Annotated in this window: 1 pseudogene; it reads left to right on the forward strand. The window is 40.6% G+C overall.

Going from position 1 to position 429, the window contains the following annotated elements:
- Positions 1-429 (forward strand): annotated as a pseudogene (locus tag AB4140_RS17305) (transposase); the annotation flags it as partial.

Here is a 429-nt window from a genome sequence, read left to right on the forward strand (position 1 = left end):
TGGCATAAAGGCTTTAAAGGCACCCTGTTGACGCATAAATTTGTTAAAGCTGAAGTCCTTAATGAGTTTGAATTAAAGACGGTTAATGATTGTATTGGGCTATATCGAGAACGTTTAACCGATATTAGTTGGTTTATGCGTTCCTTGAGTGAACCGATTGCTAGAATGGCCAATAAAGAAGACAAGTGTACAGGCCGTTTTTGGGAAGGGCGCTTTAAATCTCAAGCCTTGTTAGATGATGCGGCCGTACTCGCCTGTATGGCGTATGTTGATTTGAATCCAATTCGCGGGCAAATGGCTGCAACACCTGAAACTTCAGATTACACCAGTATTCAACGACGCATAAATTCAGCGATTAAAGGTGAGCAACCAAAAGAGTTAATACCATTTGTAGGAAATGAACGTTTAAATATGCCTAATGGACTGATG

The organism is Shewanella sp. 10N.286.51.B2 (assembly GCF_041469265.1).
Classification (GTDB): Bacteria; Pseudomonadota; Gammaproteobacteria; order Enterobacterales; family Shewanellaceae; genus Shewanella.